This is a genomic window from Streptomyces cavernae, from assembly GCF_004023625.1.
In the GTDB taxonomy this organism is placed as follows: domain Bacteria; phylum Actinomycetota; class Actinomycetes; order Streptomycetales; family Streptomycetaceae; genus Streptomyces; species Streptomyces cavernae.
Genome location: NZ_RPDJ01000014.1, coordinates 94928 through 118854, shown reverse-complemented (window position 1 = coordinate 118854; position 23927 = coordinate 94928). Strand labels below are relative to the sequence as shown.

The 23927-nt window shown below is 69.6% G+C and carries 19 protein-coding genes, 2 tRNA genes and 1 pseudogene; 12 read left to right on the top strand and 10 right to left on the bottom strand.

The genetic code is table 11. From position 1 onward, the window contains the following. The first annotated feature begins 13 nt into the window (after positions 1-13). The 8 genes from EF387_RS24060 to EF387_RS49465 all read left to right on the top strand — a co-directional run bounded on the left by EF387_RS24060 (position 14) and on the right by EF387_RS49465 (position 6496). Positions 14-1417: an amidase gene (locus tag EF387_RS24060; RefSeq protein WP_128378686.1), complete on the top strand. Its 1404-nt coding sequence runs from the start codon at positions 14-16 to the stop codon at positions 1415-1417. 368 nt (positions 1418-1785) lie between these two features. After that, on the top strand, positions 1786-2727 hold the full coding sequence (gene ehuB, locus EF387_RS24050) for an ectoine/hydroxyectoine ABC transporter substrate-binding protein EhuB (RefSeq protein WP_128378685.1): 942 nt from the start codon (positions 1786-1788) through the stop codon (positions 2725-2727). Then, positions 2724-3455 carry an ectoine/hydroxyectoine ABC transporter permease subunit EhuC gene (ehuC, locus tag EF387_RS24045; protein WP_128378684.1) on the top strand — a complete coding sequence of 244 codons (732 nt, stop codon included), beginning with the start codon at positions 2724-2726 and terminating at the stop codon, positions 3453-3455. Before ehuB ends, ehuC begins: the two co-directional genes overlap by 4 nt. Further along, on the top strand, positions 3452-4102 hold the full coding sequence (ehuD, locus tag EF387_RS24040; protein ID WP_128378683.1) for an ectoine/hydroxyectoine ABC transporter permease subunit EhuD: 651 nt from the start codon (positions 3452-3454) through the stop codon (positions 4100-4102). The genes ehuC and ehuD overlap by 4 nt, the downstream gene beginning before the upstream one ends. Before the next feature lie 10 nt (positions 4103-4112). Continuing rightward, positions 4113-4907 carry an ectoine/hydroxyectoine ABC transporter ATP-binding protein EhuA gene (ehuA, locus tag EF387_RS24035; RefSeq protein ID WP_128378829.1) on the top strand — a complete coding sequence of 265 codons (795 nt, stop codon included), beginning with the start codon at positions 4113-4115 and terminating at the stop codon, positions 4905-4907. Between the two features lie 205 nt (positions 4908-5112). Continuing rightward, positions 5113-5871 (top strand): IclR family transcriptional regulator, encoded by a 759-nt coding sequence (locus EF387_RS24030; RefSeq protein WP_128378682.1) that lies wholly within the window; start codon positions 5113-5115, stop codon positions 5869-5871. Positions 5872-5978: 107 nt separating this feature from the next. After that, positions 5979-6052 (top strand) — tRNA-Lys (locus EF387_RS24025). 312 nt (positions 6053-6364) lie between these two features. Continuing rightward, complete coding sequence (locus EF387_RS49465; protein WP_274388954.1) at positions 6365-6496, top strand: hypothetical protein; 132 nt, start codon at positions 6365-6367, stop codon at positions 6494-6496. 271 nt (positions 6497-6767) lie between these two features. Here EF387_RS49465 and EF387_RS24020 read toward each other — a convergent pair whose 3' ends face one another. Next, on the bottom strand, positions 6768-8051 hold the full coding sequence (locus EF387_RS24020; protein ID WP_128378681.1) for a M18 family aminopeptidase: 1284 nt from the start codon (positions 8049-8051) through the stop codon (positions 6768-6770). Between the two features lie 308 nt (positions 8052-8359). Here EF387_RS24020 and EF387_RS24015 point away from each other — a divergent pair, with 308 nt between their 5' ends. Beyond that, positions 8360-9169 carry a LuxR C-terminal-related transcriptional regulator gene (locus tag EF387_RS24015; protein WP_128378680.1) on the top strand — a complete coding sequence of 270 codons (810 nt, stop codon included), beginning with the start codon at positions 8360-8362 and terminating at the stop codon, positions 9167-9169. Between the two features lie 114 nt (positions 9170-9283). On the opposite strand, the gene EF387_RS24010 is transcribed toward EF387_RS24015, so the two are convergent. The 6 genes and pseudogenes from EF387_RS24010 to EF387_RS23985 all read right to left on the bottom strand — a co-directional run bounded on the left by EF387_RS24010 (position 9284) and on the right by EF387_RS23985 (position 15451). After that, positions 9284-10939 (bottom strand): AMP-binding protein, encoded by a 1656-nt coding sequence (locus EF387_RS24010; protein WP_128378679.1) that lies wholly within the window; start codon positions 10937-10939, stop codon positions 9284-9286. A gap of 40 nt (positions 10940-10979) precedes the next feature. Then, positions 10980-11585 carry a hypothetical protein gene (locus tag EF387_RS24005; RefSeq protein ID WP_338058125.1) on the bottom strand — a complete coding sequence of 202 codons (606 nt, stop codon included), beginning with the start codon at positions 11583-11585 and terminating at the stop codon, positions 10980-10982. 221 nt (positions 11586-11806) lie between these two features. After that, entirely contained in the window at positions 11807-12421 is a 615-nt protein-coding gene (locus tag EF387_RS24000) for a lytic polysaccharide monooxygenase auxiliary activity family 9 protein (RefSeq protein WP_128378678.1), read from the bottom strand. Positions 12422-12721: 300 nt separating this feature from the next. Next, positions 12722-13909 carry an SPFH domain-containing protein gene (locus EF387_RS23995; RefSeq protein WP_128378677.1) on the bottom strand — a complete coding sequence of 396 codons (1188 nt, stop codon included), beginning with the start codon at positions 13907-13909 and terminating at the stop codon, positions 12722-12724. Between the two features lie 70 nt (positions 13910-13979). Next, positions 13980-14807, bottom strand: a pseudogene (locus tag EF387_RS47540) (NlpC/P60 family protein); the annotation flags it as partial. A gap of 570 nt (positions 14808-15377) precedes the next feature. Then, positions 15378-15451, bottom strand: a tRNA-Lys gene (locus EF387_RS23985). 109 nt (positions 15452-15560) lie between these two features. Here EF387_RS23985 and EF387_RS23980 point away from each other — a divergent pair. The 3 genes from EF387_RS23980 to glxA all read left to right on the top strand — a co-directional run bounded on the left by EF387_RS23980 (position 15561) and on the right by glxA (position 20138). Continuing rightward, positions 15561-15935: a hypothetical protein gene (locus tag EF387_RS23980; protein ID WP_202918355.1), complete on the top strand. Its 375-nt coding sequence runs from the start codon at positions 15561-15563 to the stop codon at positions 15933-15935. Between the two features lie 325 nt (positions 15936-16260). Next, a complete protein-coding gene (locus EF387_RS23975) occupies positions 16261-18204 on the top strand; it encodes a glycosyltransferase family 2 protein (RefSeq protein WP_128378676.1) in 1944 nt (647 codons plus the stop codon). Further along, the gene (gene glxA / locus EF387_RS23970; protein WP_128378675.1) at positions 18201-20138 is read left to right on the top strand and encodes a radical copper oxidase GlxA; all 1938 of its coding nucleotides are present in this window, start codon (positions 18201-18203) and stop codon (positions 20136-20138) included. The genes EF387_RS23975 and glxA overlap by 4 nt, the downstream gene beginning before the upstream one ends. A 208-nt stretch (positions 20139-20346) precedes the next feature. Here glxA and EF387_RS23965 read toward each other — a convergent pair whose 3' ends face one another. The 3 genes from EF387_RS23965 to EF387_RS23955 all read right to left on the bottom strand — a co-directional run bounded on the left by EF387_RS23965 (position 20347) and on the right by EF387_RS23955 (position 23878). Further along, positions 20347-21375 (bottom strand): glycoside hydrolase family 6 protein, encoded by a 1029-nt coding sequence (locus EF387_RS23965; RefSeq protein WP_128378674.1) that lies wholly within the window; start codon positions 21373-21375, stop codon positions 20347-20349. 586 nt (positions 21376-21961) lie between these two features. Then, a complete protein-coding gene (locus EF387_RS23960) occupies positions 21962-22741 on the bottom strand; it encodes an HAD-IIA family hydrolase (protein ID WP_128378673.1) in 780 nt (259 codons plus the stop codon). Positions 22742-22891: 150 nt separating this feature from the next. Further along, entirely contained in the window at positions 22892-23878 is a 987-nt protein-coding gene (locus EF387_RS23955; protein WP_128378672.1) for a chromosomal replication initiator protein DnaA, read from the bottom strand. Positions 23879-23927: the final 49 nt, after the last annotated feature.

Genomic DNA, 23927 nt, shown 5'->3' with positions numbered 1-23927 from the left:
CCCGGGAGGACGCATGTCGGAACTCGACCGGTTCACCGCGCAACGGCTCGTCGACGGCTACCGCAAGGGGGAGTTCAGCCCTGTCGAGGCGACGCGTGCCGCGCTGCGGAGGATCGAGGCGACCGAGGGCACCGTCAACGCGTTCGTACGGGTCTTCGCCGAGGAGGCGCTCGCGCAGGCAGAGGAGTCCGCCGCGCGCTGGCGGCGCGGGGAGCCCCTGGGGCTGGTGGACGGGGTCCCGACGACCGTGAAGGACATTCTGCTGCTGCGCGGGGCGCCCACCCTGCGCGGGTCCAGGACCATCGACCTGAAGGGACCCTGGGGGGAGGACGCGCCGTCCGTGGCCCGGCTGCGCGAGCACGGGGCGGTCTTCCTCGGCAAGACGACGACGCCCGAGTTCGGCTGGAAGGGCGTCACCGACTCACCGCTGTCGGGGGTCACGCGCAATCCGTACGACACCTCACGCACCTCCGGCGGGTCCAGCGGAGGTGCGGCGGTGGCCGTCGCGGTCGGCGCGGGGCCGCTGGCGCTGGGCACGGACGGCGGCGGCAGTGTGCGCATCCCGGCCGCCTTCTGCGGGATCTTCGGGCTGAAGCCGACATACGGCAGGGTGCCGCTGTATCCCCCGAGCGCGTACGGGACGCTCGCCCACGTCGGGCCCATGACCAGGGACGCGGCGGACGCGGCACTGATGATGGACGTGATCGGCGGGGCCGACTCCCGGGACTGGTCGGGGCTGGGGCCCGCCGAGGGGTCGTTCGTGGACGCGCTGGGAGGTGGGGTGCACGGTCTTCGGGTCGCCTACTCGCCGTCGCTGGGTGGGCAGGTTGCCGTGCGGCCCGCGGTCGCCGCGGTCGTACGGCGGGCGGTCGAGCGGCTCGCCGGGCTCGGGGCGTACGTGTCCGAGACCGACCCGGACTTCACCGATCCGGTGGGGGCGTTCCACGCGCTGTGGTTCAGCGGGGCGGCGCGGGTGATCCAGCATCTGGGGCCGCACCAGCGGGAGTCGCTCGATCCGGGGCTGCGGGAGATCTGCGCACTCGGGGCGCGGCTGTCCGCACTGGACTATCTGGCTGCGGTGGACGTGCGGATGGAGCTGGGGCGGCGGATGGGCCGCTTCCACGAGACGTACGACGTGCTGGTCACGCCGACGCTGCCGGTCACCGCCTTCGAGGCCGGCGTGGAGGTTCCGCCGGGTACGCGGCAGCGCCGCTGGACCGGATGGACACCGTTCACGTACCCCTTCAACATGACGCAGCAGCCCGCGGCGACGATCCCCGTGGGCACGGCCGACGACGGGCTGCCCGTGGGACTGCAGGTGGTGGCCGCCCGGCACCGGGACGACCTCGTCCTGCGGACGGCGCACGCGCTGTACGAGGCGGGCGTCGCCGGGATCGAAGCGCCGACCGCGGTGTAGCCACCTCCGGCACGGAGAGTCCGTTGGAGGGGTGGCCACCCCTGGTCATGGACAGTCCGGCGGACGGGACCGTCGTCCTCCCGACCCTCCATGAGTCGTCAATGTCATGGTTGCCCCTCGGCTTAGGGAAATGAGCGGGAAGGTTTCCCGCGCGGCTTCGCAGGTGCGGGGCGCCTGATCGTCCAGGAGCTTCGCCGTGCCGTGGACTTCCCGCTTGACCAGCGAGATGGCGTTGTGGCGGCCGGCCAGGCACCCCATGGTCCACCCGCGGTCAACAGCGCGTCCGCAAAGCGGAGTCGGAGCGGCACGGCGAACGGGGCCGAAATTCATCGGGCATGATTCGCATGAGTTCGGGTAGCCGCGCGGCCATGGCTCCACCATTCGGGAATGGCGCAGACAGACCTCTCATATCCGGGACAACTTCCAGTACCGCATCGGGGACCACCACCCGCCGCTCGCTCCTCGCGGGTGTCGCGGCACTCGGTGCGTTGGGCGCGACCGGCTGCAGCAGGGTGGCCACGGCGGACGGCGTGGAGGGCGGTGACCTCCTCGACCGGCTCAGGGCACAGGGCGTGGTCCGGCTCGGCATCGCCGGCGAGATCCCGTTCGGCTACATCGACAAGAACGGCGAACTGACCGGGGAGGCACCGGAACTCGCCAAGGTCGTCTTCAAACGGCTCGGAGTCGACCGCGTCCAGCCCGTGCCCACGGAGTTCGGTTCGCTCATCCCTGGGCTCAACTCGCAGCAGTTCGACGTCGTGTCGGCCGGGATGTACATCAATCCCGAGCGCTGCGCACAGGTGATCTTCTCCGATCCGGACTACCAGATGAAGGACGCCTTCATCGTGCGGAAGGGGAACCCGAAAGGGCTGCGCGACTACGCGGACATCGTCGAGAAGAAGGCGAAGTTCGCCACCGGGACCGGGTACGCCGAGATCGGCTACGCGGTCGAGGCGGGCTACAAGGAGAGCGACATCCTGATCGTTCCCGACCAGGTCGCCGGGCTGAACGCCGTGGAGGCGGGGCGGGTCGACGTGTTCGCGGGTACGGCGCTCACCGTCCGCGAGGTCGTCAAGAAGTCCTCCAGGACAGAGGCGACCAAGCCCTTCGCGCCGCTCGTCGAGGGCAAGCCGCATGTGGACGGCGGGGGGTTCGCGTTCCGGCCGACCGAGACGAAACTGCGGGACGCCTTCAACGTCGAGCTGAGGAAGCTCAAGGAGAGCGGTGAACTCTTCCGGATCCTGAAGCCGTTCGGCTTCACCGAGGCGGAGATGACCGACATGACCGCGAAGGAGCTCTGTCGCGGATGACAACGGGCCTCTGGGAACTCGTACTCAAGGGCATCTGGGTCACCGTCCAACTGCTTGTCCTCAGCGCGTTGCTGGCCACGGCGGTTTCCTTCGTGGTCGGTGTGGCCCGCACGCACCGGCGGAGGGTCGTCCGCTTCCTGGCGGGCCTGTACACCGAGGTGTTCCGCGGGACCTCCGCACTGATCATGATCTTCTGGGTGTTCTTCGTGCTGCCGGTCGCCTTCGGCTGGCAGCTGGTGCAGATGTGGGCGGCCGTGCTCGCGCTGGGGCTGACCTACGGTGCTTACGGCGCGGAGATCGTGCGGGGCGCGCTGAACTCCGTCGATCCGGCGCAGCGGGAGGGCGGGATCGCGCTCAGCTTCACGCCCTGGCAGCGGATGCGGCTGATCCTGCTGCCGCAGGCGGTGCCGGAGATGATCCCCTCGTTCTCCAACCTGCTGATCGAGCTGCTGAAGGGCACCGCGCTGGTCTCCATCATCGGCATGGGCGACCTCGCGTTCAGCGGCAACCTGGTGCGGCTGGCGCTGCAGGAGAGCGCGCAGATCTACACGTACATCCTGCTGATCTACTTCGTGATCGCGTTCGTGCTGACCCGGCTGATGCGTGCCCTGGAGCGCAGGCTGAAGGCCGGGATCGGCAGGGCTCCGCAGCCCGCGGTGAGCAAGACCGAGCTGCGCCGTCCCGAGACGGCCGGGGTGGGCGCGGGCGCCGGGGATGGTGCGCTGTGACGTGGGACTGGAGCGCCGTCGGTGACTTCATGCCGCGGTTCTGGGACGGTCTGCTGGTCACCCTGCAGGCGCTGGTCGTCGGTTCGCTGATCTCCTTCGCCCTGGGACTGGTGTGGGCGCTGCTGATGCGGGCGCCGAGCCGGTGGGTGCGCTGGCCGGTGGGCATGGTCACGGAGTTCATCCGCAACACCCCGCTGCTGGTGCAGCTGTTCTTCCTGTTCTTCGTGCTGCCAGAGTGGAACATCACGTTCTCCGCCCTGACCACCGGTGCCATCGCGCTCGGGCTGCACTACTCGACGTACACGATGCAGGTCTACCGGGCCGGTATCGAGGCGGTGCCGGCCGGCCAGTGGGAGGCCGCCACGGCGCTCAGCCTGCCGGTGCGGCGCACCTGGACCGCGGTGGTCCTGCCGCAGGCGATCCGCCGGGTGGTGCCCGCTCTCGGCAACTACGTCATCGCGATGCTCAAGGACACCCCGATGCTGATGACGATCACCGTGCTGGACATGCTCGGTCAGGCGCGGCTGTTCTCGCAGCAGCAGTTCCAGTTCACCGAGCCGCTCACGGTCATCGGCGTGGCCTTCATCCTCATCTCCTACCCCGCCTCCCTCCTCATCCGAGCCCTGGAGCGACGCCTTGTCCGCTGACACCCCGCTGATGAAGGAACCCGACGCCAACGCCGGCGCCGACGCGAACGCCAACCCGCCGGTGGACGGCAGCGAGCTGATCCGGTTCGAACACGTCACCAAGCGCTTCGGCACCAACACGGTCCTGGACGGGCTGGACTTCTGTGTCGACTCCGGCAAACACGTCACGCTGATCGGGCCGTCCGGCTCCGGCAAGACGACGATCCTGCGGATGCTGATGACGCTGGTCAAGCCCGACGAGGGCACGATCACCGTCGCCGGGGAACGGCTCTTCCCGGCGAACGAGCAGCAGATTCGTGACGTCCGCAAGAAGATCGGGATGGTCTTCCAGCAGTTCAACCTGTTCCCGAACATGAAGGTGCTGCGCAACATAACGGAGGCCCCGGTCACCGTGCTCGGCCTCCCCAAGGACGAGGCCGAGCAGCGTGCCCGGGACCTGCTGGAGCTGGTGGGGCTCACCGACAAGGCCGACGCCTATCCGACGCAGCTGTCCGGCGGGCAGCAGCAGCGCGTCGCCATCGCACGGGCGCTCGCGATGCGGCCGCAGGTGCTGCTCCTGGACGAGGTCACCTCGGCACTCGACCCCGAGCTGGTCGCGGGGGTCCTCGACGTGCTGCGGGACATCGCCCGCACCACGGACATCACCATGCTCTGTGTGACCCACGAGATGAACTTCGCCCGTGACATCTCCGATCAGGTGCTGATGTTCGATTCCGGCCGGGTGATCGAGTCCGGTTCGCCGGAGCGGATTTTCAGTGATCCCGAGCACGACCGGACCCGGGAATTCCTCAGCGCAGTCCTGTGACTACGGGTAGTGACGCCTGGTGAGCCGACAGGTCCGGACCATTTGGCCGTGACCGGGGCATATGCCATAGTGGCGCGTTCCTGATGAGCGGCGTGGAACGCTCCTCCCATCTGGTCAACAGCCCCTCCGTCACGGCCTCTTGGGGGCTATCGTGGAGACAGCTCAGCTGTCCGAAAAACGGCCACCGAAGCGCAGGGGGATCACCGTGGCGCTGAAGCACGAGCCGACCACTCCCAACCACTCGGCCCAGGACGCCCTGCGCGTCCTGGAGATCGTGGCCCGCCGCAGCACCGGCGTGACCGACGCCGAGCTGGCCCGCCACCTCCGCCTCGACCCCGCCCGGCTGACCTCCCTGCTGCGGATGCTGCGCCGCGAGGGCTATGTGGAGCAGCAGACCGACGGCGCGTACGTCAGCGGCGCGGCCCTCAGCCGGCTCGGCGCCGCGCGGGGCCGCGAGCAGGCGCTGCGCGTCCAGATCCAGCGTGCGCTGGACCGGCTGCGGGACTCGGTGGGCGCCGCGGTGTACATGAGCCGCTACATCGACGGCGAGATCGCCGTCACCCAGTGCTCCGACGGCCCCGGTACTCCGTCCGTCCACGAGTGGGTCGACTTCCGCTCCGCCGCCCACGCCAGCGCGATCGGCAAGAGCCTGCTGGGGCAGCTGGACGTCACCGGGCGCCGCGACCACCTCGCCCGGCACAAGCTGGCCCGGCTCACCTCCCGGACGATCACCAACGAACGGGTCCTGCTGTCCCGGCTCGCCGCCCAGCCTCCGACGGTGCCGTTCCTCGACCTCCAGGAGTACGCGATCGGCACCGTGTGCGCGGCGGTGCCCGTCACCGCCGGGTCCGCCGTGGGATGCCTGGCGCTGTCGCTGCCGGTGGAGCGGGCGCATCGGCTGCGGGAGGCGGCGGACGCCCTGAACAAGGGCGCGGCGCCCGTGCTGCTGTCACTGGCGATCTAGTGCCCCGGCAGGCATACCTGGGCCGCTTCGGGGTGGTCAGAAGCACCCTTGCGGACCAGGTAGTATTTCCTGTGTCGCTGACCGCGGAGGCGGGAGGCGAGAGTCATGCGCCGCTAGCTCAGTTGGTTAGAGCAGCTGACTCTTAATCAGCGGGTCCGGGGTTCGAGTCCCTGGCGGCGCACGAAGTCGATGGCGAGGCGTCTCCACGGAAAGCGTGGAGCGTCTCGCCTTCGTCGTTTTCTGCGCGGCTGCGCCGCGCGTTGTGGGGGCTTCGCCACCCACACCCCTTTTGGGTTGCACGGGGTGGGGCCCATGCGGCGTGGGGCTCATCCGCCGGGGCTTCGCCGGCCACGCCCGCATCGGGTTGACCTCCCCCAAGCTCTCGGCTGCGCTCGAGCAGGGGGACCCCCGTTTCAGCCCCTCCGGCGCTTGAGGAGCGGGGGTCTGGGGGCAGCGCCCCCAGGGATGGGGTGGGTAGGGGCGGAGGGGGCGAGTGTTCATCGTCCGCGAACACGCGATGCCCACCGTGCGGCGCGCCTACGTGTACGTGCAGGGCGATGCCCTCGCCGAACCGGCCGCCGGACTCCTCGCCCGCATCGAGGAGGCCGACCCCGTCAGGCGGTAGCGATCACCGACCCCGGTGAGGGCGTCCGGGCCCGCAGCCGTGAACGCTGCTGACCGCCGCGGGTTTCGCCCCGACCCCGGTCGGCGCCGCGGCCTGCTACGCGGACCTGGCCGCAACGTTCGTCCTCGACCGGGCCGATCTGCCCCTGCTGCCCGCGGTCGAGCGGCAGGGCGTGCGCATCGTCACGGGCGACACCCTCGTCCACCGCGGCGCGGACCCGGCCGCGCTGATCGCGGAGCTCCTCGCAACCTGTGCGGCCGGAGCGGCGAGCTCACCCTGAGACGACGAACTCCGTCAGCACCCGCGCCAGCATCTCGGGGTCCCGGGCGCCGCACAGCTCACGGGACGAGTGCATCGACAGGCCGGGGACACCGGCGTCGACGGTCGACACCCCGAGCCGCGCCGCCGTGATCGGTCCGATCGACGTCCCGCACGGCATCGCGTTGTTCGAGACGAACGGCTGCCACGGCACCCCGGCCCGCTCGCTCGCCGCGGCGAACACGGCGAGACCGCGGCCGTCGGTGGCGTAGCGCTGGTTGACGTTGACCTTCACCACCGGCCCGCCGTTGGGCAACGGCCAGTGGTCCGGGTCGTGGCGCTCGGCGTAGTTGGGGTGGACGGCGTGCGTCATGTCCGCCGAGACGCAGAACGCGCCCGCCAGCGCCCGCTCGAAGTCCTCCCGGCGGCCGCCGCGCGCGGTCACCGAGCGGCTGAGCACCCGTTCGAGGAGCGGGCTCTGCGCCCCGGACTCCGAGCCGCTGCCGACCTCCTCGTGGTCGAAGGCGGCGAGGACGGGGACGTACGAGGAAGGCGCCGCGGCCGCCGCGACCAGCGCGGTGACACCCGCGTGCACCGACACCAGGTTGTCCAGCCGCGCGGAGACGATGAACTCCTCGTCCCCGCCGAGGTAGCCCGGCGGCTGGATGTCGTGCAGCATCAGGTCCCAGCCGAGGATCTCGTCGACACCGGTACCGGCCTCCGCGGCGACCCGCTCCAGCAGCGCGCCGGACCGGGTGCCGCCCAGCCCCCAGAGCGGGGCCATGTGCCGCTGCCGGTCGAGGGAGAGGCCGTCGTTGACGCCGTGGTCGAGGTGGATCGCGAGCTGCGGTACGCGCAGCAGGGGCCGGTCGACGACCACCAGCCGGCTGGAGCCGTCCCGCAGGGTGATCCGTCCGGAGACGCCGAGGTCCCGGTCGAGCCAGGTGTTCAGCGGCACCCCGCCGTAGATCTCCACGGAGATCTGCCGCCAGCCCGCCGAGCTGGTGTCGGGTGCGGGCTTGACCCGCAGGTTCGGCGAGTCGGTATGGGCGCCGACGATCCGGAACGGGGTGTGCGCCGGCAGCCCTTCGGCCACGTGCCAAGCGATCAGGGCACCGCCGCGGACGACGTACCGCCCGCCCGTCGCACCGGTCCAGTCGTGGGTCTCGGTCAGCTCCTTGAAGCCCGCCCGCTCCAGCCGGCGCACGGCACTCGCCACCGCGTGGTACGGCGAGGGACTCGAGCGGAGGAAGGACAGCAGATCGTCGCCGTGACCGCGGTCATGCGTGGGGGACATGGAAGTTCACCTTTCGTTCCGCCCGCGGACATCGTTCTCCGGCCGGTGCCCGGACATAAGGCCGACTCAGCCGTCGTTTTGTAACCTGCACACTTGTGAACGACGATCAATTCCTGGCGAGTGGGTGCGAATGTGACATTTCGTTGCCCTCAAGGTCCGACACGCCATCCCGATCGGGCCCCTGCCGACCGGCGCTCGAGTGCTACCGAAGGCTGGCCGGCGGCGAACGGCTGCCCCGCGCCGAGACGCCCGCCTGTCTGTGGGAACTGCGGCTCGTCGTGGCGGACCCTCAGGCGCCGGATTCGGTGATGGCCGTTCCGCCGGAGGCCGCGGCCTTCTCCGTGCTGACACCACTGGAGGAGTCGATCGCCGGGCAGCAGAGCGCCCTGCGGTCGGCACGGTCGGTGCTGGCCGCGTTCGGTGAGGTGTACGCGGACGTACGACGCGGGGAACGGCCCCCGCTGACCCTGCTCGACGGCGTCGAGCTGATCAACCGCATGCTGGAGGCGGCGGTCGACGCCTGCCGCGAGGAGATGCTCACCGCGCAACCGGGCGGCGGACGCCCCGAGGGCGCGCTGAGCGAGGCCGTCGAGCGTGACGTACGGCTGCTGTCGCGAGGCGTGCGGCAGCGCACGATCTACCAGCACACCGTGCGCTCGCACCCCACGACGCTCTCCTACATCGAGCGGGTCACCGCCGCCGGAGCCGAAGTCCGCACCCTCGCCGAGGTCTTCGACCGAATGATCATCTGTGACCGGGAGGTCGCGTTCATCCCGGTGGCCGAGGAGGACGAGGTGGCACTCCAGGTGCGCCACCCCGCGCTGGTCCGCTTCCTGGCCCGCTTCTTCGACAACGCCTGGACCCGTTCGGTGCCGGTTCTGACCGACTCCCTGCGCACCCCGACGATCACCTCCGACATCCAGCGCACGATCCTCACGGGCGTGGTCTCCGGCGAGACCGACGATTCGATCGCACGCCGCCTCGGGATGAGCCGCCGGAGCGTGGCGGAGCACATACGCAAGGTGTCGCAGCGGCTTGAGACCAACAGCCGGGCCCAGTTGGGGTTCCGGCTGGCGACGTCGGGACTGCTGGACCCGGAGCCGCGGCCTTCACCGTGACGGTTCCCCACCCCTGGCCCGCGCTCGCGGGCAATGCGGTGCGGTGCCTCCCCTGCTCCGGGCGGGCAGCCGTCGGCGTCCGGCGGCAGGCCGAGCAGCCGCCGCCCCTGACACCTACCGCCCCAGCAGCCCCTCCCTCCGCCGCACCCGGTACTCCTGGAGCAACCCCGCCACATCCCCCTCGCCCAGCAACCGGTACGCCTGCTCCCCCGGCGCCCGCCACCACACGGGATCCGCGCAGCGAAACCCCTCCCTCCGCAAGGCCACCCGATGGATCTTGTTGGTGGCGGTCACGGGCATCCGGGCCGTGACCCGTACGAAGCGCGGCGCCATCTTCGTGCCCAGGTCCCCCTGCTCGTGCAGGAACGAAGCGAACCGCTCCGGGTCGAAGGCCGCGCCCTCGCGCAGGGCGAGCGTCGCCATCACCTGGTCCCCGGCCACCGGGTCCGCCACCGCGTAGACCGCGACGGCGGCGGCGTCCTCGTAGCGGGCGAGGATGTTCTCGATCATCGCGGTGGCGAGGTTCTCGCTGTCGACACGGATCCGGTCGTCCGCACGGCCCGCGAAGTAGAGGAAGCCGTCGGCGTCGCGGTAGAAGAGGTCCCCCGTCCAGTACCAGCCGGCGCGCCGACGCGCGGCGTCCGCCTCCGGGTTGCGCCAGTACCCCTCGAAGGGGTTGGGCCCACGGTTCACCAACTCCCCTATGGCCTCGTCCCCGTTGAGCAGTCGCCCGGCCGGGGAGAACCGGGCGGCCGGGCACTCGGCCCCGGTCTCCGGGTCCACCACGGCCAGGTCACCCACCGCACGCCCGATCGCCCCGGCCGGCGTCCCGGGCGACCACTGGACCGCGGCCCCGCCCTCGGAGGAGCCGTACCCCTCCACCAGCCGCACCCCGAACCGCTCCTCGAACGCGGCGGCGTCCACCGCCCCCGCCTCCGTCCCGAAGCCCAGCCGCAGCGGGTTGTCGCGGTCGTCGGGCCGCTCGGGGGTGGCCAGCAGGTACTGCACGGCCCGCCCCACATACGTGAAGTACGTGGCCCCGTACGCCCTTACGTCGTCCAGGAACCGGGACGCCGAGAACCTCCGCCGCAGCGCGACCCCGGCTCCCGCGACGAGCGCGGGCGCCCAGTCGGCGATCACCGCGTTGCCGTGGAACATCGGCATGCACACGTAGTGCACGTCTTCGGCCCGCACCCCGAACTGATCCACGAGCGAGCGTCCGGCGGCGGCGAGCCGGCCCTGGGAGCAGATCGCGGCCTTGGGCGCGCCGGTGGAACCGGAAGTGAAGTAGAGCAGGAACCGGCTGTCGGGCGTGGCCCGCGCGACCGGCTCCGGCTTCGCACCCGCATACGGTGCGACCAGGGTCGCGTAGTCCTGAGTGTCCGTAACCAGCAGTCGCACATCGGGAAGTTCGAGCCCGTCGAGGAGCGGTAGATACCGCTCCTCGGTGACCATGACCCGGCACTCGGTGTGGCGGATGTCGCGGGCCAGTTCGGCTCCGCGCCGAGTGGGGTTGATTCCGGCCACGGCAGCGCCCGCGAGCGCCGCGGCGCCCAACCAGAGCGAATATTCGGGGGTGTTGTCGAGGAGCACCCCGAGATGTGGTTCTGCTCCGTCCGGCAGCAGGTCGGCCAGGAGCGCGGCCCGGGCGGCCGCGCCGGCCGCGACCTGATGGTGACTCAGCGTCTGCTGCCCGAACCGCAGTCCCGGCCGGTGGTCTCCCCACTGCCGCTGCACGAGTTCCGCGACGGTGGACCTCATGGCGCTCATGGCGGCGCACCATAGTTGACGGATCGTCAGATGTGGAGCCTCACGGCATACCCGGGACGCCGCTTTCGGTCGAGACGCCACCGTCGATCACAACGCCACTCTCGTCGATCACGACATCGCCGTCGGTCCAGACCTCGCCGTCGGGCAGGGCACCGCCGTCGGTCCAGCCCTCCTCCACGGAGCCGAAGACGAAGTCGATCCCCGGTCCGACGACCTGGCTGTACTGGAGCATGAACCCGACGCAGAACACGACGACGACCCCGAGGAAAGACAGGGCGCCCAGCGTGGCCACCGTGCTCCGGACGGGGCTGGGCCGACGCGCCGTGGCGAACACCTCCGCACCCTGGCTGTAGTGGACGGTGACGATGTCGCCCTCGAGCGTGGTCGCGGGGCCGTCCTCCTCCTCGAAGCGGATCAGCCGTCCGTCGCGGGTCGTGAACTCGTAGACGTGGTGGAGGGTGGTGCTGACGGAGGTGTCGTTGCTGCCGCCGCGCGTGGTCGTGAACATGCGCAGACAGCGCGCCTCAGCAGTGAGCCCGCTGTTCCAGGCGCCTCTGAGCTGGAGCCAGCGGCGAACCACCCGGCTCGCGATGAAGAGCGTCACCGCCGTGATCAGCGCCGGTACGACGTAGAAGAGAGCGTCCATCACCGTTTTCCCCCGAACTTCGGTCCTGCGCACACCAGTTGGTGTGCGCAGAACCTACCCGTGGCGGGTGCGCGGGAGCCTCAAGTGATCCTCAGAGCTTTCCGACGCCCGAACACGCCCGGAACATGCTCAGGGCACGCCCAGAACACGCGCGGGACACGCTCGCGACATGCTCAGAACGACGCTCGGAGCAGCGCTCGGAACGACGCTCGGAACAGCGCTCAGAAGGTGACGTCCGAGCAGGCGTAGAACGCGTTGCCCGTGTCGGCGATCGTCCACACCGCAAGGATGACGTGGTGTCCGCTCTTGCCGGTGGGCAGGGTGCCCGAGTGCGAGAGCGTCGCGGGCGGCTGGCCGCTGTACGGGACGGTCAGGAACGGCGTGGTCTGCAGCGCCGAGCGGGTCAGCGGGGCGTTCTGGTTCCAGCCGTTCTTGGTGATGTAGTACCTGAAGTCGGTCGTGGAGTGCCGCGCTGTGAACTGCCAGCGGAAGGTGTAGCTCTGGCCGCCGGTGACCCTGGTGGTGGGCCAGGCGCCGCCGCCGGGCTTGGTCGGCGAGTTGAGCTGGTTGAACCGGCTGTTGCCTCCGGAACAGATCTGCCCGTCGGCCGGCCCCCCGGACGGGAAGCCCTTGGGCCCCTCGACGCTCTGGGGCTCGTACTGGATGTCGCCGCAGCCGGTGACCGTGCCGTTCTGGCAGAGCTTCTGACGGCTGATGGGGAGGTCGGTGTAGCCGTGGCCGCTGGCCCCGCCGGCCGAGAGCACGAGCGCTCCGCCGGTGGCGAGCCCGACCGCGGCCGCGTACCACTTCGCTTTCCTGCTGGTCCGTATGCGCATGCTGCCGCTCCTGGAGAAACGTGGGGGAGTTCCGTGAGCCGTGCGGGCGACGCGCCGCTTGAATTTCAGGTCTAGACCAAGTCCAGATTATTGCTGAGCATTGAACATGTCCAGACCAATCGGGGACCCACCTCCACGAGTTGGCACGCCCGGCCCGAACGGTCCGCCGCACCAGCCCCAATGGCCCGCACCCAGCCCGAAGGGGCCCTGCACCACTCCCCAAGGAGCAGCCGCCCACCACCCAGAAGGGCCTGCACCCCCGAACGAGCCGACGCCCACCACCGACAGCCGCGGGCGGGCTCACCGCGCGGCGTCCCCCCGCCCCGTGTAGAACGCCACCGTCAGGTCCCTCACCAGCTCCTTGCGTTCGTGGTCGTCGAGCGCCACGAGCCCGCGCATGGTCAGCCGGGTCACCGTGTCCTCGACCGAGTCGACGACCGAGGAGAGCACGGTGTCGCGGTGCTGGGCGTCCAGCGCGGCGAGCCGGCTGCGGTGCATGACGGCGGCGACCTCGGGTGCGTACTCGACCCGGACCGGCTGCACCGAGAAGACCTCCAGCCCCACCGGCGCCACGTCCGCCGCGACCAGCCGCGTGAACACATCAGCGGCCGCCTCGATCCGGTGCGGGGTGGCGCCACCCCGCGCGGCGGACATCTCCACCGGCACCCGCGCGAGCGCCGCTTCGACGCACTCCCGCAGATACGTCTCGTGGTCGTCGACGCCGAGCACGGCCCGCGCGGTGTCCCGCACCCGCCAGACGACGAGCACGACCACACGCAGGGCCACACCGTTCGGGTCGACCGCCGGCATCGGCTCGCTGCGCCAGTGCCGCAGCCTTACGTCCACCCGGCGGCGCAGCAACAGCGGATTGACCCACAGCAGCCCGGTCCGCCGTACGGTTCCCCGGTACCGCCCGAACAGACCGAGCACCCAGGCGCCTCCGGTCCGGCCGCGCGCGAGTCCACCGAAGCCGAGGAGCGCCAGCGCCCCGGACCCGCCGAGCACGGCCCACTGCTCGTGCCCGAGTCCGGCCTCCACGTACGGCAGCCCGATCGCCCTCACGGCGAAGGCGGGCACCAGCCCCGCCCACCAGGCACCCAGCCCCGCGCCCGCCACACCCGCGCCCCCGGCCAGCACCCCCACGAATCCCGGCAGCACCCGCCCGCCCCGCTCGACCAGTTCCGGATCGGCATCGACCACGGGCCGCGGCGGCTGCGGCCGTACCGGGACGGCCCGGCGCGCCCGGGGCTGCTCCCCCGTGTCCGGGCGCCGCCCCACGAAGGCGGGGCCGGCCGACCCGGCCGCCGGTGCGGGTTCGTCGCGGAAGAGCAGATGGACGGGGATCTCGGTGGTCACCTCGTTGTGGATGAGCCGCTCACCGTGAGCGAGCCGCGCCGGACGCACACCACCCTCGTGCCGCGTCCCCCGCTCCTGCCCCCACTCCGGCTCCCGCTCTCGCTCCGGGGGCTGCGACGCACTCGTACTCATCCGTACCTCCCTGCCTCCGCAAAAGGCCCTGCGGGACGAGTTGCCGCCCGAACCGACGGCCGACGCCATCCCCTGCGGCCAGCCCTCTGTGGCGATAGGGCACGTAACGGCTGGAACTGCTCCAGTAGGCGTAGGGAGTGACCTGCCTCCGGGTGCGCGGCCGGGTCTGCTCGTACGCCAGGTAGTACGTGTGGGTGTGATTCGCCCAGCCGCCGAAAATCACGACGTGTGAACCGTTCAAGGGATCGGCGGAGTTGTGGAAGAGCAGAATGTCACCGGGCTGGAGCTGCTCCCTGGTGATACGCACACCGAATGCCGCGAGGCTCCCCGTCGATTCATTGGCGCCCAGGTTCCAGGCCATCGAGACGAAGCCCGAACAGTCCTGGCGATACCCGTCGGACCAGTAATCCCTCGTGCTGTACGGGACCTTCGCGGTGACCCACTTCCTGGCCCGATCGATGATGTCCGCGCGGGTGGTGGTGGGCGCTTCGGCCGGGTGGACGGGGTACCCCGGGGCCCCGTGGAGTGGTCCTTTCTCGCCTTGCGGGGTGGGGCCGTGGCCGTCGTCCGCGGTGCCCGCGGCGGGGCCCACGGCACTCGTGGAACTCGGGAAACTCGGGGAGCTTGTTGGATTGGTGGCCCCAGGCCGGTGGGGCTTGGGCGCGGCGGCCACGGCGGCGGAGAGAGCCGGGGTGGCGGCGTTGGCGGTGGCGGCCGTCGCCCCGGCGACGGCCAGGGCGGTGCCTGCGGCGGTGCTCGCGGCGGCGGCCACGAGGGCGTCGCGCACACCGAAACGCGCGCCGGTCACGGAATTCACCGTATTACGCCCGCCCAGCGCGCACCCGGGGCAGTCGCACTCGTCCGCCGGGTCGAATTCCTCGAATACCGGAGTATCCATGAGTTTCCCCTTGCGCGCCGGATGAGAATGCCCTCGCTGCGGTACGTCCGACAGTTTCGCAATTGTCCTGCGGTGCCGCATGCTGACGGTCCGAATGATGTACGCCCGGGTGGGCTTCGTCACCGCGCCGCCGTCGGCACGCCGAGCACTCCACGGCGCACACCCAGCCGCTGCGACCACCGACCGCCGCACCGACGGCCTCCCCCACCCACACAGAAGCCCCACCCCACGCAACCCGACGGGAGCTGGGCGGCGCAGCCCCCACACACCAACGCGCGGCACACCCCACGTGCACGCCCACCCCGCGCAACCCGAAAGGGGTGGGTGGCGAAGCCCACACACCAACGCGCGGCACACCCCACGTGCACGCCCACCCCGCGCAACCCGAAAGGGGTGGGTGGCGAAGCCCACACACCAACGCGCGGCACACCCCACGTGCACGCCCACCCCGCGCAACCCAATGAGGGTGTGGGTGGCGAAACCCCCACAAAGCGCGGCGCAGCCGCGCAGAAAACGACGAGGACGGAGCAGGTCCACGCTTTCCGTGGACACACTCCGCCCTCGTCCGAGTGCGCCGCCAGGGACTCGAACCCCGGACCCGCTGATTAAGAGTCAGCTGCTCTAACCAACTGAGCTAGCGGCGCCCGCTGACCCGAAGAGAATACCGGACGCGGAAGGGTGCTGCGGACCACCATCGGGGGGTTCCTCCCGGGACCGCCCACCCCGGCCGCGAGCCGCAGCTACCTTTGCCCCATGGTGCGCGACCTGCGGGAACGGATGGAGAGGCTGATCGTCGAGGAGCGGCTGCCCGCCGCCGGACGGGCCTCCCGGCTCGCGGGGCGGACACCGGAGCATGATCTACTTGAACTCGGGAGTCTCGTGGGCCGTATGGAGAGGCGGGCCGCGGAAGGGATCGGCCTCGCGGAGACCGACCGTGCCTTTCGCGCCACCCAGGTGGACATGCCGCAGGACCTCGAGGTCACCTGTCGGCAGCATCCGGGGGGTCCGGATGCGGTCAGATCCGGCGATTCCGGACGCGCAGAGAGTGCCATGCGTAATCACTTTGGCACCATCCGCGCACGAGCAGGCCCAAAGCAACAATTCAGTACCAATAGCGGCCCCAATTAGCAGGTATGACCGGTAAACACCACGTTTCGCGTCTTGCGATCATGCCGGACGGCGTAGAACCCTGGGCAGCAAGAGGCTGCCGGTACTCGGCAGTTGGGGGCCACAGAAATCGGTTGCGATGGCGCACGGGATGGAGGGTCCAGTGCACGCCGCGATGCCGAGGGGGGCATCATGCAACCGGAAGGTCGTCGTTCCATGTCTATAAGGTGTGGATGATGTGGTGACGGGGGCCCGCCATTGTTACGTCTGTGACGGTTTCAGGGGGACCCAACCGGACGTGAAGACCGACGACCACGCAGGAGGACTGCGTGCGGGGGGATGACTCATGACGTCGACGCCTAGCGGCGCCCGGCAGAACTATGATCCGTCTCAAACCACCCAGCTCAGGGTGCCGTCGAGGACGGGTGGTTTCAAGCGGCTGAAGAAGTCGCTTCCGCGATACGACTACGAGCACTACAGCCGGCTCGCGGGCCCGCTCACGCAGCCCGATCCCACGAAGCCGTACCGGGTGCAGTACCGCTCCTTGCTTTCCCAGGAGCCGCACCGGATCAGGGCCGCGCTCATGCTGGGTGCCGCACCGGTCCTGTCGATCGTCCTGCTGATCTGGCTGCTGCAGCCGGAGCACTGGACCGAGCGCGACTACCCCGCCTTCGAGTGGCTGCCCACCCTCGACGTCGTCATGCTCGTCTCGATCGCCCTGATCGAGCTCTTCCGTTGCCTGAACGTCCTGTCGAACGCGCACGCCACCCTGGTCGCCCGGGACCCGATCCCGGTGGTGCCGGAGAACGGCACCCGTGTGGCGTTCCTCACGTCCTTCGTTCCCGGCAAAGAGCCGCTGGAGATGGTGACGAAGACCCTGGAGGCGGCGGTCAAGATCCGTCACCGGGGTGTGATGCACGTCTGGCTGCTCGACGAGGGCGACGACCCCGAGGTGAAGGCGGTCTGCCAGCGCCTGGGCGTACACCACTTCTCCCGCAAGGGCGTGGCGAAGTGGAACACGAAGAAGGGTGCGCACCGCGCGAAGACCAAGCACGGCAACTACAACGCCTGGCTGGACGCGCACGGCGACAACTACGACTTCTTCGCCTCGGTCGACACCGACCACGTGCCGTTGCCCAACTACCTGGAGCGGATGCTCGGCTTCTTCCGTGACCCGAACGTCGGCTTCGTCATCGGCCCGCAGGTCTACGGCAACTACGACACCTTCGTCACGAAGGCCGCCGAGTCGCAGCAGTTCCTCTTCCACGCGCTCATCCAGCGGGCCGGCAACCGCTACGGCTCGCCGATGTTCGTCGGCACCTCCAACGCGGTGCGCATCAAGGCGCTGAAGCAGATCGGCGGTCTGTACGACTCGATCACCGAGGACATGGCCACCGGCTTCGAGATGCACCGGCACAAGAACCCCGCCACGGGCAAGAAGTGGCGCTCGGTCTACACGCCGGACGTGCTCGCGGTCGGTGAGGGCCCGAACGCCTGGACGGACTTCTTCACCCAGCAGATGCGCTGGTCGCGAGGTACGTACGAGACGATCCTCAAGCAGTACTGGAAGGGCTGGTACTCGCTGCCGCCGAGCAAGCTCTTCAACTACACGATGATGATCATCTTCTACCCGATGTCGGCCCTCAACTGGATCCTGGCCGCGCTGAGTTGTGCGCTGTTCCTGGGTGTGGGCGCCTCGGGTGTGAACATCGACCCGACGATCTGGCTGATGCTCTACGGCAACGCCTCCGCCCTGCAGATCGGTCTCTACGTCTGGAACCGCCGCCACAACGTCTCGCCGCACGAGCCGGAGGGCTCCGGCGGTGTGGCCGGCATGGTGATGTCCGCTCTGTCGGCGCCGCTGTACGCGAAGGCACTGATCGATTCCGTACTGCGCCGCAAGAGCAAGTTCGTGGTCACCCCGAAGGGCGACTCGGCCAGCCCCGACCGGCTGTTCGGGACCTTCCGGTACCACTGGTACTTCATGTTGATCTTCGGTGGTTCGATCGGTGCGGGCTTCTACTACGGCCACTCCCACCCCGCGATGATCATCTGGGCGTCGTTCGCGCTTCTGATCACCGCATCGCCGATCTTCTTCTGGCGCCACATGATGCGCCAGGCCAAGAAGAACCCGAAGCCGCCGGCGTCCGAACAGACGGCCGTGGTGCCTCCCCAGGCCACCACACCGCAGGATGCCCGGGGCCACGGTTCGCAGCACAAGCCCAGCTGGGCCGCGAACCCTGGCTCCGACCAGACCGTACAGATCGCCCTTGGGGGACGTAAGAAATGACAGACCGTTCCGGCCGCCGCCGTGCCCGTCGCATCGCGATAGGCACGGTGGTGGTTCTGGCGCTGGCCGGTATGAACGGGCCGGCGCTGTACCGCTTCGGCTCCGCGAAGTACCACGAGTACAAGATCAACCAGCCGGAGTACAAAGCAGCAAATGGCAAGTGGGAGATAGTCGAGTTCCCCGAGGAGTTGCGGCAGAACACCATTCACGCGGCCCTGCTGCACACCGGCAAGGTGCTGCTCGTCGCCGGATCCGGCAACAATCAGAAGAACTTCAACGCGAAGAAGTTCGACACCCGGCTGTGGGACCCGGTCAAGGGGACGATCAAGGAGATCCCCACGCCGAAGGACCTGTTCTGCACCGGCCACACACAACTGGCCGACGGCAAGCTGCTGATCGCGGGCGGGACGAAGCGGTACGAGAAGCTCAAGGGTGACGTCACCAAGGCCGGCGGCCTGATGATCGTGCACAACGAGAACCCGGACAAGCCGATAACGCTGCCCGCCGGTACCAAGTTCACCGGCAAGGAGAACGGCAAGACCTTCGTCTCCAAGGACCCGGTCCTGGTGCCGCGCGCCAAGAAGCGCTTCGACCCGGAGACGGGCAAGTTCCTGGGCAACGACCCGGGCCTCGGCCGTATCTACGTCGAGGCGCAGAAGAGCGGCCGGAAGTACGAGACGGGCACCCAGGACAACTACACCGTCCAGGGCCTGTCGGGCACGGACGAGCGCAACACGTACGGCATCGCCGAGAAACTCGCCCTGGATAAGAAGGACTTCCAGGGCATCAAGGACGCGTTCGAGTTCGACCCGGTCGCCGAGAAGTACATCAAGGTCGACCCGATGAACGAGGCCCGCTGGTACCCGACGCTCACCACCATGAGCGACGGCAAGATCCTCACCCTCTCCGGTCTGGACGAGATCGGCCAGCTCGTGCCCGGCAAGAACGAGCTCTACGACCCGAAGACCAAGAAGTGGGCGTACACCGAGAAGGAACGCCAGTTCCCGACCTACCCCAACATCTCGCTGATGCAGGACGGGCGGATGTTCTACTCGGGCGCCAACGCCGGCTACGGCCCGGACGACGTCGGCCGTGACCCGGGCATCTGGGACGTGAAGACGAACAAGTTCACCAAGGTCACCGGCATGAGCGACCAGAAGTTGCTGGAGACCGCCGGTACCGTTCTGCTGCCGCCGGCGCAGGACGAGAAGTACATGGTGATCGGCGGCGGCGGGGTCGGCGAGTCCCGGGAGTCCAGCAACAAGACCCGCATCATCGATCTGCTGGCCGACAACCCGCAGTTCGAGGACGGTCCCGAGCTGGAGAAGGGCACGCGCTACCCGCAGGCCTCGATCCTGCCCGACGACTCGGTGCTGATCTCCGGCGGTTCGGAGGACTACCGGGGCCGCGGAGACTCCAACATCTTCCAGGCGCGGCTCTACGACGCGAAGGACAACACCATGAAGCGGGTCGCCGACCCGCTGGTGGGCCGCAACTACCACTCGGGTTCGATCCTGCTGCCCGACGGCCGTGTGATGATCTTCGGTTCGGACTCGCTCTACGCGGACAAGGCCAACACCAAGCCCGGCAAGTTCGAGCAGCGCATCGAGATCTACACGCCGCCGTACCTGTACCAGGGTTCGCGCCCCACGCTCAGCGGCGGTCCGAAGACCATCGCCCGCGGGGAGTCCGGCACCTTCAAGTCGGAGCACGCGTCGTCCATCAAGTCGGCCCGGCTGATCCGTCCGAGCGTCTCCACGCACGTGACGGACATCGACCAGCGGTCGATCGCCCTGGACGTGGAGAAGTCGGCCGACGGTGTCACCCTGACCGTCCCGGAGAACCGCAACCTGGTCCTGCCGGGCTGGTACATGCTGTTCGTCACGGACGACCAGGGGACGCCGAGCGAGGCACAGTGGGTCAAGATCACCTGACGGTGACGAGGGCGGGGGGGGGGGGGCCCGGGCCCCGCCCCGCGGGCCCCCCCCCCCCGGGGGGGCGCCCTCCGTGAAGGAGGGCGCCCCCGGTTGTTTGCTTCGACTTCTCCCCCACTCTCGGCTGCGCTCAAGCGGGGGACCCCCATGAGCAGGGGGGATCCCCATGACGCCGCTCCTTACCGGGCAAACGTTGCCCGCCGCGACACTAGTCGCTGGCCTTGGCGAGCTTCAGGGCGTAGTCCGCCCACCACTCTCCGGCCTTCGGACCGCCCTTGCACGTGCCATCCGACTCACCCGGACGCTTGATCCACAGGTAGGCGTCCACCAGCGGGTCGGCGGTCTTCGTCGTCGGCGTCTCGCCCAGCGCACGGCCCGGCGGGTTGCACCAGCGCTCACTCTCGTCGCCCTTGGTGTAGGGCCCGTTGCCGTTGCGGCCGGTGTCTATCACGAAGGGCTTGCCGCCGACCTTCGCCGACAGTTCCTTGCCGTACGCGATGCTGTCCTCGGTCGAGTAGAAGTTCGCGACGTTGACCGAGAACCCGTCGGCCTTGTCGATGCCCGCCCGCTTCAGCGGCTCGAAGATCTGGTCCGGCTTCCCCCAGCCGGCGTTGCCGGCGTCCAGATAGACCTTCGTGTTCTTCAGTGACTTCAGCTTGGTGACGGCTTCGGTCAGGAGGTTGTAGCGCTCGTCGTGGAACTCGGCGGGTGTGCAGCCGTCCACCAGGTGCAGCACCGCGTCCGGCTCCAGGATGACCGTGGCCGGGCGGTCACCGATGCCCTTGGCCACGTTGTCGATGAAGGCACGGTACTGGTCGCCGTCCGCCGCGCCGCCGCCCGAGTAGTTGCCGCAGTCGCGGTGCGGGATGTTGTAGAGGACGAGGATGGCGTCCCGGTCGGCCTGCTGCGCCGCCTCGGTGAATCCCCTGGCCTCCTCCTCCGCGCTTTCCGGGATCAGCCACTGCCCGGTGGGCTGTTCGGCGATCTTCCGGATCTGCTGGGCGGAGTCCTCCTTGCCGTCCTTCTCGTAGATGCCCACCTGCTGGGCCGCCTTACCGTCCGGGTTGACCCAGAAGGGGTCGCTGGCCTTCGGTTGCTGGCCGATCTCCGTGCCCGTGCTCGTCGGCTTCGCGCCCCCTCCCTTCTCGCCGTCGGAAGAAGAACAGCCCGCAATCAGCAGCGCCGCCCCCGCCAGCGCCACGGACGCCCTGGCCCCGGCCCCCCAGCTCCCGTACATCAACTCCCCCTCGGGTGCATTGTCGAAGTTTCAATCCTGACATAGCGAGGCCCAGACCTAGGCGACAAGTCGGACCTTATACAACAGCTGTTTCGGCGCTGTACGCCGGGGTGAGCGATGTGCGACCGGGCCGTACGCCCGGTGCCGCGTCCGCCGCGAGTGGTCACTCAGAGCCACCGGACGGGGACTTGGCGTCAAACCGCCTCTAGGCCGGAGCGGCCATCCGTCCTATCCTCGGGCACACGCATGCCGCACATGCAGATCACGAACGCCCTACGGGCCCCGATAGGGAGCCGTAGGACGGCGGGACTCGTTGGGGCCCGTTGGGCCCGTCACCAACGGTCCGGGACCGCCGGACGGCCGGGACCCGTCGGACGGATGAGACCCGTCGGACGGCCTGGATCCGTGTTTGGACGGTACGGAACCCGTCGGACGGACGGGACCCGTTCGGACAGCGAGGCCGCTGTGCCTCCCGTGCGGCGCCGGGTTACTCCCACAACCCGTGCGTGCGCGGTCGAGGACCGGCCGGTCGGCGGCTCCAGGGGGAAGCGGGTCGCCGATCGGCCGGGATGCGGGAATCGGACCGTCAGACGCGGTCCACGAGGTCCGCGATCGAGTTCACGACGGTCGACGGCCGGTACGGGTACTTGTCGACGTCCTCGGGCGTGGTCAGCCCGGTGAGCACCAGGATCGTCTCCATCCCGGCCTCCAGGCCCGCCAGGACGTCGGTGTCCATCCGGTCGCCGATCATCGCGCTGGTCTCGGAGTGCGCCCCGAGGGTGTTGAGCCCGGTGCGCATCATCAGCGGGTTGGGCTTGCCCGCGAAGTACGGCTTCCGCCCGGTGGCCTTGGTGATGAGCGCGGCGACCGCGCCGGTGGCGGGCAGCGGGCCCTCGGTGGAGGGGCCGGTCTCGTCCGGGTTGGTGCAGATGAACCGGGCACCGTCGAGGATGAGGCGGACGGCCTTCGTCATGGCCTCGAAGGAGTACGTACGGGTCTCGCCGAGGACGACGTAGTCCGGCTCGTGGTCGGTGAGCACATAGCCGATGTCGTGCAGCGCGGTCGTCAGCCCGGCCTCACCTATGACGTACGCGGTGCCGCCGGGGCGCTGGTCGTCGAGGAACTGGGCGGTGGCGAGGGCCGAGGTCCAGATGTTGTCCACCGGCACGTCCAGACCCATGCGCTGGAGCCGGGCGTGCAGGTCGCGCGGGGTGTAGATGGAGTTGTTGGTGAGGACGAGGAAGGGCTTGGCGGAATCCCGCAACTTCCTGATGAACGCGTCGGCACCGGGAATCGGCACGCCTTCGTGAATGAGCACGCCATCCATGTCGGTCAGCCACGACTCGATGGGCTTGCGCTCTGCCATGTGCGATCTCCTGCCGTACGCCGTACTGCGTCGGGCACAGCCTAGCCACACCCCGGATCATGGTGAATCGTCACCTTCCGGGTACGGGGTTCGGCGGCCGGGTCGCGGGCACGGCAGGGTGCTCGAGGTGGTCGCCTCCGCCGGAGGTGTTCAGCGGCGGCGACCGCGGCGGGTGGTGGTGAAGAGGAGGGCACCTGCGGTCAGCAGGACGGTGACCACCGCGGCGGTGGTCAGCAGCGCGCCCGGACCGGTCGAGGCGAGCTCCTCGCCCAGCGGGACCCCGCCCGCCCCCGGGCGGCCCCCGGCGTTCTGCTCACCCGGCACACCCGGTTGGCCCTGATCACTCCGCTCCCCCGACGCCGCCGGCTCCCCGGGCTCCGACACACGCGCTCCCTTCCCCTGGTCCTTCCCTTGGTCCTTTCCCTGGTCCTTTCCCTGGTCCGCCGTCTGCTGTCCTTCCTTCTCCGGCTCGGCCTTCTCTTGCTCCGCCTTCTCCTGCTCGACCTGCCCCTCCTCCTTCTCCTCGTCCCGATCGCCCACCGGAGGTGCGTCCGCGTCGACGATCCGGAAGCGGTAGTCGTTCGACTCCCCGACCCAGTCGCCGTCGTCGTCACGGCGCTGGACGAGCGCGGCGTTGGCGACGACGTCATTGGCCTCGGTCCCGTCCGCGACGCCGAGCCGCACGGTGACGCTCAGGGTCCGTCCCGGCTGGACGGTGAATCCCGGGAAGTCGTCGAAGACTCCGATGTTCTCCGCCTTGTCGGACACCTCGAACCGGACGGGCCGCTGCCGGCCGCCGTCGAGGAAGTCCATCGCCAGTTGCTCCGGCCGCAGCGTCCGCTTCTCATCGACGAGGACGAGGATCGGGTGCACACCCACGCAGGTCGTCTGCGTGGTGTTGGTGAGCTCGAGCGTCCACATCCCGGGGGCGCCCCCGGCCTCGTAGGTGGTGGGGGCCCGGCGGATACGGGTGGTGAGGGGGAAGTCGTCGGGGTGGTCCGAGGCGCAGGTGGCGCGGGGAGGCGGGTCGGCGGGGTGAGCCACCGGCGCGACGGTCAGGCAGGCGAGTGCCACGGTCACGGGCACGACCACGGTGGCGGTCTTGCGGGCGAGAGGGAGGGACTTGCTCAGTCGCATGGGAGGCCTTTGCCGATCGGGAGTGGACGGGACCGGTGTCGGGGACGTA